Annotated in this window: 14 protein-coding genes and 3 tRNA genes; 14 read left to right on the top strand and 3 right to left on the bottom strand. The window is 39.7% G+C overall.

All coding sequences use genetic code 11. The features are described 5' to 3' along the window. Positions 1-40: 40 nt before the first annotated feature. On the bottom strand, positions 41-235 hold the full coding sequence (gene dsrB, locus ACMHKJ_RS17425) for a protein DsrB (protein WP_413495935.1): 195 nt from the start codon (positions 233-235) through the stop codon (positions 41-43). 101 nt (positions 236-336) lie between these two features. Continuing rightward, on the bottom strand, positions 337-549 hold the full coding sequence (gene cspE / locus ACMHKJ_RS17420) for a transcription antiterminator/RNA stability regulator CspE (RefSeq protein ID WP_067361438.1): 213 nt from the start codon (positions 547-549) through the stop codon (positions 337-339). A gap of 463 nt (positions 550-1012) precedes the next feature. Between cspE and ACMHKJ_RS17415 the strand changes: the two genes are divergently transcribed. The 13 genes from ACMHKJ_RS17415 to ACMHKJ_RS17355 all read left to right on the top strand — a co-directional run bounded on the left by ACMHKJ_RS17415 (position 1013) and on the right by ACMHKJ_RS17355 (position 12104). Next, positions 1013-1522, top strand: a complete 510-nt coding sequence (locus tag ACMHKJ_RS17415) for a YlaC family protein (protein ID WP_413495913.1) — start codon at positions 1013-1015, stop codon at positions 1520-1522. Between the two features lie 130 nt (positions 1523-1652). After that, positions 1653-1728, top strand: a tRNA-Asn gene (locus tag ACMHKJ_RS17410). A 386-nt stretch (positions 1729-2114) separates the two neighbouring features. Continuing rightward, positions 2115-2927 carry a winged helix-turn-helix domain-containing protein gene (locus ACMHKJ_RS17405; protein WP_413495911.1) on the top strand — a complete coding sequence of 271 codons (813 nt, stop codon included), beginning with the start codon at positions 2115-2117 and terminating at the stop codon, positions 2925-2927. Between the two features lie 112 nt (positions 2928-3039). After that, on the top strand, positions 3040-3399 hold the full coding sequence (locus tag ACMHKJ_RS17400; protein ID WP_413495909.1) for a hypothetical protein: 360 nt from the start codon (positions 3040-3042) through the stop codon (positions 3397-3399). Positions 3400-3839: 440 nt separating this feature from the next. After that, entirely contained in the window at positions 3840-4397 is a 558-nt protein-coding gene (locus ACMHKJ_RS17395) for a fimbrial protein (RefSeq protein WP_413495907.1), read from the top strand. Between the two features lie 172 nt (positions 4398-4569). Further along, positions 4570-7056, top strand: coding sequence for a fimbria/pilus outer membrane usher protein (locus ACMHKJ_RS17390; protein WP_413495905.1), 2487 nt, complete (start codon positions 4570-4572; stop codon positions 7054-7056). Between the two features lie 14 nt (positions 7057-7070). Then, positions 7071-7799, top strand: a complete 729-nt coding sequence (locus ACMHKJ_RS17385) for a fimbria/pilus periplasmic chaperone (protein WP_413495904.1) — start codon at positions 7071-7073, stop codon at positions 7797-7799. 24 nt (positions 7800-7823) lie between these two features. Next, positions 7824-8354 (top strand): fimbrial protein, encoded by a 531-nt coding sequence (locus tag ACMHKJ_RS17380; protein WP_413495902.1) that lies wholly within the window; start codon positions 7824-7826, stop codon positions 8352-8354. Between the two features lie 11 nt (positions 8355-8365). Next, the gene (locus ACMHKJ_RS17375) at positions 8366-8872 is read left to right on the top strand and encodes a fimbrial protein (RefSeq protein ID WP_413495900.1); all 507 of its coding nucleotides are present in this window, start codon (positions 8366-8368) and stop codon (positions 8870-8872) included. A gap of 13 nt (positions 8873-8885) precedes the next feature. Then, the gene (locus tag ACMHKJ_RS17370; RefSeq protein ID WP_413495898.1) at positions 8886-9953 is read left to right on the top strand and encodes an adhesin; all 1068 of its coding nucleotides are present in this window, start codon (positions 8886-8888) and stop codon (positions 9951-9953) included. A 226-nt stretch (positions 9954-10179) separates the two neighbouring features. Then, the gene (locus ACMHKJ_RS17365) at positions 10180-11424 is read left to right on the top strand and encodes an O-antigen ligase family protein (RefSeq protein WP_413495896.1); all 1245 of its coding nucleotides are present in this window, start codon (positions 10180-10182) and stop codon (positions 11422-11424) included. 283 nt (positions 11425-11707) lie between these two features. Then, a tRNA-Asn gene (locus ACMHKJ_RS17360) sits at positions 11708-11783 on the top strand. 245 nt (positions 11784-12028) lie between these two features. Further along, a tRNA-Asn gene (locus tag ACMHKJ_RS17355) sits at positions 12029-12104 on the top strand. 109 nt (positions 12105-12213) lie between these two features. On the opposite strand, the gene ACMHKJ_RS17350 is transcribed toward ACMHKJ_RS17355, so the two are convergent. Further along, positions 12214-12516: a helix-turn-helix domain-containing protein gene (locus ACMHKJ_RS17350; RefSeq protein ID WP_413495894.1), complete on the bottom strand. Its 303-nt coding sequence runs from the start codon at positions 12514-12516 to the stop codon at positions 12214-12216. 394 nt (positions 12517-12910) lie between these two features. On the opposite strand from ACMHKJ_RS17350, the gene pyrC reads away from it, so the two are divergent. Then, positions 12911-13963, top strand: a complete 1053-nt coding sequence (pyrC, locus tag ACMHKJ_RS17345; RefSeq protein WP_413495892.1) for a dihydroorotase — start codon at positions 12911-12913, stop codon at positions 13961-13963. Positions 13964-13968: the final 5 nt, after the last annotated feature.

Genomic DNA, 13968 nt, shown 5'->3' with positions numbered 1-13968 from the left:
TAGTGTGCGAAGTATAGGTTGGCCTGCAAGGTAAGTAAAGTCAGATATTATTACCCGGCGTTACAAATACACCATCGCCCCCTTCTTTCTCGTTAAAAAACCAGATACCCCCCGGGTATTCCGGCAATGAAACCAGATACATAATGCCTTCACTAAAAGGTTCAATCAGTAAGATCTTACCTTCACGCGGAATATCTGAGTCCGTTTTGACATACACAGTGTCATTTATCTGCATCATCTGCCCCTTTGTGCCCTGTTTCAGATAACGAAACAAAAAACGGACAAAAAAAAGCCCGCCACTTACATGGCAGGCTTGGAATTTGGTTTGGCTATATCTTACAGCGGAGTTACGTTAGCTGCAGCCGGGCCTTTAGCACCATTCTCGATGGTGAATTCTACTGCTTGGCCTTCGCCCAGGGTTTTGAAACCTGCGCCCTGAATGGCAGAGAAGTGTACGAAAACATCTTTGCTACCATCAGCAGGAGTGATGAAACCAAAGCCTTTAGATTCGTTAAACCACTTAACTTGACCTTTCATTTTGTCAGACATGTGTCTTTCCTATATATATAATAAATGCATTGCCATATTGGCAGGTACTGGCCGGAAGCAAAAACTAAATGGAGGCACACAGCAGATGAAACGGTCAAAGGCTATCCAGGATAACACTCAACTACACGCTCAAACTCAGTTGTCATACATAAAGCTGCTCTTTTTATCGGGCCGCAAACATTAACTCATGGCAGACACTGAATAGCAACTGATTTATTACGGCAATTTCTGTAAAAAGTGAATACGCTCATATTTATCTGTTTTCATTCTGATTATTTTTTGTAATTTCAGCCTATTAAGTGCTGTATATCACATTTTTCGCTGAGTTAGGACTATTCTTATTTGACCCCCGATCATAACACTTCGCCCGGACAAATAAGATAACTGATCTACTCTGCCGGAACAGGATTATGTTAATATAATGTATCATAAAAGTATCTGCAGACTGTTCAGAGGTCACTATATGGATATCGTCAAATCACTTATTACCAGCGCGCTTGATACTATCAATCAGCGCGAAAAACGGGACGGAAAGCCCCGTTTTAACAGCCATTTCCTACGCACATACCCTTTTTTGTGCCTGGCCATGGTGGTGTCTTATCTCTTTTTGGGTGTTCTTATTTATTACGCTCCATACTTCGGATTTTACTGGCTTCTCGGTTTCAGTGCCCTGTTTCTGGTAATGGCCGCAGTGCTTCTCTTTGAAATCAAACCTGTCTATCACTTCGCGGACATTGGCGTTCTGGATTTGCGCGTGTGCTATAACGGCGAATGGTTTGTCAGTGAAATTGTCCCGCCTGAGACGATTAATGCCTTACTGTCACATCCGCAGGTTAGTGACAGCCTTAAACAAGACATCCGGCGTACCACCGAAACAAAAAACGATCTTTCTTTTTATGATCTGTTTTTGATTGCCTATCCGGAGAAACACCCGGAAAAACAAGCCTCTCATTGGATGAAAGGAGCGGCTTAACCCGCTGTTTATGCGACTTTTTTGTTCATGACGTTCACTTGGTGAGCAAACAGCACAAATTTGATTTTTCCCCATTGACACAACGCAGGCGCCCCGCTAATATGCGCTTCGTTCCTAAGGGAACAACGCTTCCTCCATAGTTCAGTCGGTAGAACGGCGGACTGTTAATCCGTATGTCGCTGGTTCAAGTCCAGCTGGAGGAGCCACATTTAAAAGCCCGCTCAATGAGCGGGCTTTTTGCATTTTGCCAATAGCTCCGGCCTGTTTCAGGATCGCGATAATCCGGCTGTCAGTAAGACGTGATTTTTTCATATGAATCCCCCGATTTATATTACGAGAAAATTCTACTTATGGGCACTCTGGTTTTTCGGGGGGATTACAGCTCGCCAACAATATATAACAAGATGCATGACTGTTGATTCTTTCACCACACACTCGCTCCTGATCTCCACACAGTCAAACAGAAATACAAGTGTAATCAAATTGTTATATTGATAACTACTATCGTTCACCTCTTTGAACTCATTGACATAACACGAAATACAGGTATAACGTAGAATAATAGCCAAAATACCTCTGATGAATCAAACCAATGAAATATTTAATCAATCATCACATTGTCTACGATAGTCATCAAGGTCTGCTTTATACAGATAATATTGATGAGCCCACCCGGTTAACAACAACGCTTAACCGTTTATTATTGGTGATGGTGCAAAATTGCGGCGAAATACTCGATCGTGAAATGCTACTCCAACGTGTTTGGCAAGACTATAATCAGGTTGTTTCTGACAACAACTTAAATAGCAACATTTCTGTTTTACGTCGCCATTTATCTTCATTTTCTGATGATGAGATGATTATTACGGTTCCAAAAATAGGTATAAAGTTTACTGCTCAATTAGAATATCCGGACATCAATAATGAAGAGCCATCACAAGATCAAAGTATGCCCTCTTCAGAATTGACTGATGATGTCGTTATCATGGAGCAACAGCCTTCTTCTGTGCCGGCATCTGAGAAAAAATCCCATATTCTGAATAATCGATATATTGAAATTAGTTTAGTTATCGTCATCATATTTTGCTTACTCTACTTATTTAAAAGCTACTTCTTTACCAGCCAAAAAGAGTATCCTGAGGTTGGCCGGATTGATCAATGCAGTATCCGCTACATCAATAGCTATCATCAGCCGGATTCACAATCAATGAACCTCACAAAATTACAAGATAAATTATCGGTGCTTAACATTGACTGTAAAAAACCAGCAACAATATTTTATTATAATGTGGGTTTAACTACAGATGATACCGATAATGACGGTAAATTTTTGTTTATTTCATACTGTCCAAAAACACCTAAAGACAATACAATGGTGAGCTGTGAAAACTTCCATGTTAAATAAAAGAATCATCAACCTGATTGTTTTATTATTAATCTCTATCCTACTCGTCATTTTTTGTTTTTACACCTATAATTCACAAAAATTAACAGTTATTCCGGAATGCCGTACAATCATGAAAGTTGATGTGGATGATAGTCTCTCCGATTTAGATGCATTCTATCTGTTAAGTATTATCCCAAATAAAAATAATAGCGATAACTACTCCCTTGTGATAAATGGAGAAATTAGTGTCAATAATAAAAAATACGTTATTGCCCGTAAATTTTTAGTACATTATGAAAAACGGGGTGAACATTTTTTTTCCCGAATTGATAATGTCAGTTTTGACCCCAATGATCAGGCAAAAGATAATATCCCACTTCGAGGATTACCTCGGGTTGGTCAAATTTTCTTTATCAAAGTTAACTATATTGATGATAAAAACACTCTTTTTGAAGAAAATTTTTCCCCACTCTTTATCTGTACTATCTAACCATTCCTCCTCTTTCCACCTTTAAAAAGCATCAGATAAGGCTTTCCTGATGCTTTTTTTGTTATTTCAAATTAAACCATCATTAAACGAATTAAAATAACGTTTAAATAAAAACGGTTAAATATTTGAACCAAATTAAAAAAAGAATAAAAACATTAAAATAATCAAAAAACCCACCACAATAAGATTAAAATATCGTTTTTAATTATAAACGCAGAGTTTTATTTAATTACACTTCATTGTTGTATACAATTTCCTACGTCGGAATGATTGGCTCTAAGCCTTGGTATTAAGGATTACAGACTATGCCAGCAGGATGCTATAAGGACGATATTTTTAACCTGACAGACAAGTCTGACTAAAGACAATAAGCCAATTACCACTTTTAAGGTGGTATTCACCTCAGTCAATGTCATTTTTATAGTTAAAGGAATTGTAGTATGAAATTTAATAAAGTTACTATGGCGGTTTTATTTGCAGCATCAACCGTTTCAACTGCGTCTTTAGCCGCTATTAGCGGTAATACAGGTGAATTACAATTTAGTGGTCAGGTTGTTAACTCTCCTTGTAATATTGAGTCTGACAGTTTGAAACAAGAAGTTGCTTTCGGTCAATTATCAAGATCGTCATTAGAAGCGGGAAATGCGGCAGAAAAAAACCTGACGATAAAATTGAAAGACTGTAACTTCGAACAATTTACTAAAGGTGCAGACGATAAATGGATTGCAGTTAAAGATATGAAAATTACGTTTGGTGGTAAAAACTATGTCGGTACAAATAAAGAATTCTTAGGTGTTAATGGAACAGCATCTAACGTCGGAATTCAAATTAAAGATTTCAAATTTGATGAAGCGAAATCAATCATGAACCAAATCCGTAACCAACAGGGTGAAAACGTTCTTGAGTTCACTGCATTAGCTAAACGTGTTAATTCAGTAGATAAAGTTGTTGAAGGTGACTTTACCTCTGTCGCTGACTTTAAAATCACCTACGAATAATAATATAAAAAGGGGAGTTAACCTCACTTCCCTTTTACGACTAACAACAAATAACGTTATTATTTAAATGACAACTTCAACAATACCTTGTTAATCTTTATTTTAATACTGATTTAATTGGTTATTTAAAATTAATAGGTTACCTGACTTCTATTTAAATAATAAAAAACTTATGGCTAAAATTAATTTTTCCACCTGTGTAATTCTTACATCATTTCTATCAGCGATTTCCATAAGTGCTTACGCTATGGAATTTAACACTGATATGTTAGATACAGATGATGCCAAAAATGTTGATTTTAGCCAATTTTCTCAAGCAGGATTTATTATGCCGGGTCGCTATAATTTAACGATCAAGCTCAATAATGACCGTATTAGTCATGCCCGGAATATTACCGTTAAAGCCCCCGCATCGGCTAATGATAATATCTTTCAGACCATTTGTGCTCCTGCATCACTCAGTGAAAATTTAGGTTTAAAAGCAGAATATACTCAACTTGTCAAATTTGATGATGATAACCAGTGTTTGGATTTATCTGATCTTGATGGCGCATCGTTAAATGTTGATCTTTCAACATTAACACTGGTTATTTCTATACCCCAGGTTTTACTGGAATACACTGACCCAAACTGGGTCCCTCCTTCACGTTGGGAAGAGGGCGTTAACGGTATTTTACTTGACTATAACCTTAATGGCACCGTGACCAGGCAAAACAGTGGTTCGACAGAAACCTATGTTTCAGGCACCGGAACAACCGGTGTCAACTTAGGTGTATGGCGTTTTCGCGCTGATTTTCAAACAAGCTATCGTAAATCAAATGGAAAAAATTCAAGTCAGCAAACCGATGCTCTGTTTAGCCGCTTATATGCTTATCGTTCACTGAATTCACTTTCTGCGATCATGACATTAGGGGAAAACTATTTTTATTCCTCTATTTTTGAATCCTGGCAATACACCGGGCTGTCATTAGAAAATGATGAAAATATGATGCCACCCAAACTCGCGGGTTATGCCCCGGAAATTATCGGCATCGCTAAAACGAATGCGACGGTTACGGTAAAAAATCACGACCGTATTGTGCTTGAAACTACCGTACCCGCGGGACCATTTCAAATTCAATCGCTGGACAGCTCTATCCGCGGAAAGCTTGATGTCACCGTTCGCGAAGAGAATGGTGAAGAGCAAAAATTCAGTATCACCACCGCATCTCTGCCTTATTTAACGCGCCCGGGGCAAATTCGCTATAAATTCGCGATGGGTAAACCACGTTATAATGGCCGGGAGCTTGAAGGTAATTTAACCGCTTCCGGCGAAATGTCCTATGGTTTGAATAATCTCTGGTCTCTGTATGGCGGTGCTATCGTTTCAAAAGTCTATCAATCTGCTTCGGCAGGCTTTGGTCGTGACTTATTTGAATTTGGTAGTCTGTCAGTTGATGTTACACAATCACATGCCCGGTTACCTGAAAAAACACTCGATGGCCGCAGCTATCGCCTGAGTTATTCAAAATCATTTGATAATGCACGTACCGATATTACGTTTGCGGGCTATCGGTTTTCTGATGAGACCTATCGCTCCTTACAGCAAACATTGGATGAACGTCGGTCAGGGATCAGGGTTTTAGCTCAGAAAGAGAGTTATCAGATTAATATTAATAAATATTTTGATGATTTTTCTCTCGGAGGGAACTATCAATACAATACCTACTGGGGAAGCCAAACTGAAGAGCAATACAGTGCATACCTTAATACATCATTCAATCTTCCGTCAGCCGGCCTCAAAAATATCAGTGTGACGACATCAGCAACACGTTCAGTACGTGCCGACTATAAAGATAATGCCATCAATTTATATGTCTCGATACCACTCACGATGGGCAGTAGCTTAAGTTTTTCAGAAGGCTATTCACGAAATAAAAACGGGCAAAGCTACGCAAGCCATAATGTAGGCTACAGCAACTACGATGATAACCGTAATTATAGCCTCAATGTTGGTTATCAAAATGGCCGGGGCGGTAATCAATCCAGCTTCAGTGGCTATTTAAGTGAAAACTTTCCGAATGCTTCACTGTCGGCCAACACCAGTTATGTCCCCGGCCAATACACCAGCCTTGGTGGTTCCGTTAATGGCGGTATTACGCTGATAGATAAAGGTATCGCCTTCCATCAGGCCGCCTATGGGGGGACACGCCTGGTAGTCGAAACACCCGACACGGCCAATGTTCCGTTGAATAATGGTGTCTATAAAACAAACCGTTTTGGATTAGCGGTAATCCCTAATGTCAGCAACTATAAAAAAACCACTGCATCAATTAATACCAGTAAATTACCGGCTGATATTGAAGCGCTTGATACTGTGACTGATGCCACATTAACCCGTGGTGCGATTGGTCTTCGCAGTCTCAATGTTATCCACGGGCAAAAAATTTTTGCGCGTTTAAAACTCAGCGATGGAAGCTTCCCGCCTTTTGGTACCAGCGTTCGTAATCAGAAGAATATCGAATTGGGGATCGTGGGAGAGCAAGGCATCACATGGATTGTGGGTGTCAATCCACAAGATCCGTTAGACCTTTATTGGAATAACCAACAGCGATGCCGCCTTGAGATCCCCGCATCTATGGATCTGAGCAGCGATGACTTAACATTAACTTGTCTTTAATACAGAGAATAACCATGAGATTTAATTTAACTTTTTTTGTTCGCAGCGCCACATTAGCGACAGCACTCAGCGTAATCAGTCTAGCTCAGGCCGCGGTCACTCTCGATCGTACCCGCATTGTATTTGAGGGTGACCAACCGTCAATCAACATCTCCATCCGTAACGATAACCCGGAAATGCCTTATCTTGCGCAGTCCTGGTTAGAAGATGCATCGGAACAAAAATTAACCACAGGCCCGATTATTGCCACACCGCCTATTCAACGTATGGAGCCGCAAAAAATGAGTATTGTGCGCCTCAGTACCACACCCGGTGCAAGTCAATTACCACAAGACAGGGAATCACTGTTCTATTATAACTTACGTGAAATTCCACCTAAATCAGAAGAAGCAGGGGTTTTACAAATAGCCTTACAAAGTCGTGTAAAACTATTTTATCGCCCCGCGGCACTTGTTGAACAAAGTAAAAAAAACTGGGAAAAGCAAGTCACGTTAACCCCTGTGGCGGGCGGTTATCAAATTGATAACCCAACGGGATTCCATTTAACCGTCATTGGCCTTGGTAATACCAAAAAACAGGCAGAAGAGAGTGACTTTGATTCAGTCATGATAGCGCCGAAAACAACACAAAAGATAAAATCAGATAATTTTGCAACGCCATATCTAACCTATATTAATGATTTTGGTGGTAAACCCTCGCTCGCATTTCGTTGCCGGGCAGCAAAATGTACCGTTGTTGAATAATGGATTGGCTGTGGGAGCGTAATAATGACCAGGAATATGACTTTATTATTGAGCGCCGGTTTTATGTTACTTGTCAGCCAATTCAGTGCAGCTGAGATGACGGTTTCATTTGAAGGAAACCTTGTAAATCCGGGGTGCCATTTATCTGATGATTCAACCAGGAAAGAAGTAGTGCTTCCTGAACAGCGGTTTTCTGAATTGGAATATCAAGGTCGTTCCGAACCCTATTTTTTCCAATTAGAAATTTTAGACTGTTCAAAAAACATCTTAAATAAAACAGTTAAAATGACCTTCAGTAGCAATACTACCGAAAAACACAATGGGATTTATTATTTAAAAACTGCCGGAAGCACTAATTTGTTATTAGCATTGACTGATCATCAAGGTAAAGAGATTGCATTAAATAGCGCGATTGATACCCAAAAAATCACCGAGACGGGGAAAGGCTCGATTAATATCGTCTCATTAGGTGTTTATGCACAAAAGCCTTTTAATACATCGCTATATGCCGGGGATTTTTCAGCCATGCTGACCTTCAACTTAGATTATCAATAGAGAAATGCAATATGATAAAAAAATCATTTATCGCCGGAATGCTATTGCATTTACCTCTGTCCGCGACAGCCGATATACATATTACTTTAGAGGCCACCCTAATACGCCAGCCCTGCACACTGACTGCGGAAGATGGTAAGAATACATTAGCCATTAACTTTCAGGATGTTGAGATAAATAAGTTTTCACAAGCAAAAAAAGACTTTAATATTTTAATTAAAAAATGCGATTTAAAAAAGAACTTCAAAATTTATTTATTACCAAAAGATGGTGGTACATTGAATATTAATAATGAAACTGTACTGGCAACCTCAACCGAGGGATTGGGTATTCGTTTTTCACAAAAAAATAAAACAAGTGCAGTTAATTTACAGCAATGGGAGGCTATCTCACCAGCCATTATTGGTAGTAGTGCGAAATTCACATTGCAGTCTCAGTTAGTAACCCAAAAACCCGTAGAAGAACTGGAGGACGGACCATTTAAAGCCGCCCTGTCTGTAATGGTTGATTATATTTAAGCGCAGGTTTTTCATGAAACTAAAATTACATTTTATTATTAGCTCGCTGATATTTGTCATTTTTTATCATTCAATGAGCTATGCATTGACTCGTTATGCTCCCGGAGGCAACAGCGCCGGATTTAGAATTCAATTAAATTCAGATAATTCCGTGCTGGCAACCCAACCCACTATAGGAAGTGATAGTAATAGCTATTATTTAATTGCACCTGTAAATCAAACGGGTATTATTGTTAACCAACAAAGCGCTAATGCGTATGGCACCGTTAACTGTCCAAGTAATTATTTGCTAGGTTATTATTACTATGGTTTAGATGAAAGTCAGGCATACCACCGTGTTTTTGGTTATGCACCCAACACTGGATTCAAAATTAACGGGCTAACAGCTTATCGAATTAATGCGAATACCGTGTATACCTTGTATTCAAATAACGGCATTACCAGTGACTGGAAAAAATTTTCCGGAACTACCTGTTCAACACTGTATTTTTCGTCCCCTCAACCTGCAACTAATTTTACTGCTCAATTTCCTTTTGAAATCAGGGTGTATGTTAAAGACATTCCTATTGATGGTAAAATTATTATACCCGGCATGCTACTTGCGGGCTATACCCGCTTATTTCAGGATGATGGTGCCCCTAACATCAGCTATGTTCCACCTGAATTATCTACAGTCAAATTAGATCTTGAACCGTCTGTAATTAACTATCCATCAAGCTGTAAATCAAATATCAATAATCTCAATATTAATTTCAAAACTCTTGATTCAGTTAATTTTGACAGTAAATTAACACATACTGTTAACTATCAATGCGACCGCTCGCAGCTAACTAAAGTTAAATTATCATTAGATTATGTCACGGATAGTGACCCACAAAAACGTGTTCCCCTGAAATCAGGAAATGATACCATTTATGCTGAACTTAATTTATTTGATGCTGATATAAATAAGCGTGGGAAGCAAATTGAAACTACGATCAATAAAGTTAAAAACATTCAGATTGAAAGTCATCTATCCGGGGAAAATAAAAATCCCGGTCAATATTCAGGTAGTGCCTGGTTAATTGCGACATTTATTTAAATAAAAAATTATGATAATGCTATCACGTTCATTATTTATGTCGACATTTATTATTTGGAACTTAACCAGTTTAATTTATATCGATAGTTTAGGCAATTTACGCCAAGCTCTGCCACAAAACATATTGAGCTGGATCTTTATTACTATATTAATATCCACTATTTCATTGGCAGTATTTTATCGCAGGGATAGATTTATCATTACCGTCCCGGCTATGTGTTTTTTTATGGCAGTATTTATTTATTTTATTGCAATTTTATTATCGGCAGATTTACAGCAAAGAGTGAATTTCTGGTATTTATTCGGCACCATGATAGGTGGATTATTTTACTTTTCCGGATTGCAAATAAAGGAAACAAATTCATTTCACCCATTTTGTATTTACACCTATTTATCAATTGTATTTGTGCAGGCATTAATGACAGGTTACCAGTATATTTTTGAGCCTGAAATATTTTATCTTGCCACCAACATGGAATCAAACGGGCTATTTCAACAAGTTAATATTATTTCCATCAGCATGGCAACAGCTTGCTTATTGGCTATCACCACTGTAACACTTTCACAGTTCTCATTGAGATCTAAAAATTTAGAGAATATTAGAGTTAGTGTGATTAGCCTGTTTATTTTTATTACAGCCTTAACGATTATTGTTCTTCAATCCGCTATTGCCTGGCTAAGTTTTACTGTTTGTGCTTTTGTTTTTTTATGTCTGTTTTATAAGAAAAATAAACCCAGAGTGACTCTGGTTTATATTATTATCTTACTGGCCATTGTTCCCGGTATTTATATTATTGACCTGCCACCACCAACTATAAACCATAATGGCATTAGTCAATTTCATCTTAATCAAATGTTACGATTTTCTATTCAATTATTTTTAGAATCACCCTATGTATCCTGGGGTAGCAATATTAGCATTGGTGATAATTATGAGCTTACACGTATTCCATTTTTAAATACAGATTATTATATTGTTCCTCATCCATACAACGAATTGCTTCTTTGGGTGATGAAAAGTAACCTTATTAATCTTATTTTTATGTCATTAATGTTAACTGGCGGGTTTTACATCCTATTTCAAGCCATTGTGAAATATAAACATAATAGTTATGGATTTTCATTGGCTGTCATTATCTCGATGTTGCCTATGATTATTCACAACCATATTCAGTATCCTTTTCTGTTATCCGTCACTCACTGGGGTATCGTTATTTTATTTTTATCTTTTTCAGATATTGCTTACTTATTAAATGAACAGATGGCATTTAATATCAATACATCTATTTCCATCATAATAAGTCTATTTATCTTAATTATCGGTGTTAGTGTTTTTTGTTTTGGTTTGCTATTTTTTAATGGCGAAAATTCTTTTTATACTCATAAATCTAACTCTGATTCAAGTAAACAATTAACCCCGATAAATTTATTTAACGTCAGAAAAACAATGAATGTGACTGCAAATCAATAGGCTAAATTTCAAGAAAAAAATCAGGGAGACGGTATATATAATGTCGATACGATTAACTTGTATATCGGTCAGTTCAAAAATATAAATTACAGACTCCGACACCTTATCCTTTCGCTTCAGATTACCCTGATTTACCCCCCCGCTCTCCCTTTTTTACCTGATAAAATGCCCGCTTACATTAAATCGCTCACCCCTTGACCACTCAGACATTTTTTTGCATTTTGTCCTTTACAACCCGGCATCAGCCCGCTATGATTCACCCCGTTCTCACAGAGAACTCGCTTCCTCCATAGTTCAGTCGGTAGAACGGCGGACTGTTAATCCGTATGTCGCTGGTTCAAGTCCAGCTGGAGGAGCCACATTTAAGAAGCCTGCTCAATGAGCAGGTTTTTTTTCGTCTGTTATATTCCTCCTTCTGCCACCATAAAATCACCCCCTGAAAAATACAGATATCTCTCCACCATCACTGTTAACACCGTGATTTTGATGATTATTCCACCGCAATGCTCAGAAGTCCGGCAAACAGAACATCTTCTGTGATTTTCGCTTTGACAATCCTCCCTGCCCGCATTACTATCCACCCCGTTCTCACAGAGAACTCGCTTCCTCCATAGTTCAGTCGGTAGAACGGCGGACTGTTAATCCGTATGTCGCTGGTTCAAGTCCAGCTGGAGGAGCCACATTTAAAAAGCCCGCTCAATGAGCGGGCTTTTTGCTTTTCTGCCTGACAGATATTAACTCTGAATAATAATTTTTTATTACCATCCCGATTAGTAAGTTACTTATTTTTCACACTATAAATGTATGATGTGAACCATCCGGCAGTTCAATATCAATATTCAGCTTACCGCCTATCGCATCAACATAGCGTCTGAGCGTCGATAATTTCAGGTCACGCCCCGGTTTTTCCATTCCGGCAACCGTCGGTTGCTTGATTCCCAGCGCCTGTGCCATTTCCACCTGAGTTTTTTGTACCCGCTCCCGCAACCGGGCAAGGTGGATATTAAGCAATATATCTGTTGCCATCGCTTTTGCATCAGCGACCACTTCAGGTGTTTCATCTGCAAGCAGTTGCTCCAGTGATTTCCCCATCTTTACCTCCTGTTCTTTAGTGCATTCAGCCAGTCTGTAAACTCCCGGCCCCTGAACCTGTAATACAAGCATCGCAGCCAGTACAACAGCGCGATCTGATTTATGTAGCCAGACCAAGCCACACAGTGCACCCTCACCAATATAGATTGTAAGCTATATCGCTGCAAAGCAATATAGGTGTAAAGCAATAATGAGGATTTTATAATAGTCGCAACCAGGTTATACGGAGTATACCCAACGTCATTCAGGATGCAGGCAGGCTTCCCTGCGCCAACGAACCTGCAGTTTGAATGAATAAGAGGATAGTATTTACCTGCATTTCGTTCTATTATCCTTCTCCGGCTTATGGCATCCGCCATCAGGTTATCCCTATACTTATTTCGGAGCCGGTTCAATGACTCATCCAATATCTTCCCTGAAAATCAGCCGCCCTGACGACTGGCATATTCATTTCCGTGATGGTGCGATGCTCGATACTGTTGTGCCTTATACCAGTGAGTTTTTCGGCCGCGCCATTGTGATGCCAAACCTCGCTCCGCCGGTAACAACCGTGGATGCCGCCATAGCGTACCGTGAACGCATTCTGGCCGCTGTCCCGGAAGGACACCATTTTACTCCGCTGATGACCTGCTATCTGACCGATGGAGCAGATGCTGCCGAAATTGAACGTGGTTTTTGTGAAGGCGTATTTACCGCCTGCAAGCTTTATCCGGCAAATGCAACCACCAACTCCGCGCACGGTGTCTCTGATGCCAGAAACATTTATCCGGTGCTGGAGATGATGTCGCGCACCGGTATGCCGTTGTTGGTTCATGGGGAAGTCACACAGGCAGATATTGATATTTTTGACCGGGAAGCGCGCTTTATTGAGCAGGTAATGATCCCGCTGCGTCGTGATTTTCCGGCACTGAAAGTGGTGTTTGAGCACATCACCACCAAAGAAGCCGCGCAATATGTCCTTGACGGTGATGATAATATTGCCGCAACACTGACCCCGCAGCATCTGATGTTTAACCGCAACCATATGCTGGTTGGCGGTATTCATCCGCACCTGTATTGTCTGCCGGTGCTCAAACGTAATATTCATCAGGAAGCGCTGCGTCAGGCTGTGGCAGGCGGCTCTCCGCGTTTCTTCTTCGGAACAGACAGCGCACCGCACGTACGCCACCGTAAAGAGTCATCCTGCGGCTGTGCCGGTGTTTTTAATGCACCAAACGCTCTCGCTGCTTATGCAACCGTCTTTGAAGAACTCGGTGCGCTGGCACATTTTGAAGCCTTTTGTTCACTCAACGGCCCTGCATTTTACGGCTTGCCGGTAAATGACGGGTTTATTGAATTAACGCGGGAAGAAACAATCGTTCCTGAAACTATCGGTGAAGCAGAAGATGCGCTGGTCCCTTTCCTGGCCGGCACCGATGCCCTTTGGCGTGTTAATGTTTGTAAGTAAGCTGA

The organism is Morganella psychrotolerans, from assembly GCF_965118875.1.
Lineage (GTDB): Bacteria > Pseudomonadota > Gammaproteobacteria > Enterobacterales > Enterobacteriaceae > Morganella > Morganella psychrotolerans_C.
The sequence above is the reverse complement of the archived record's forward strand: the minus strand, read 5'-3'. Positions and strand labels throughout refer to the sequence as shown.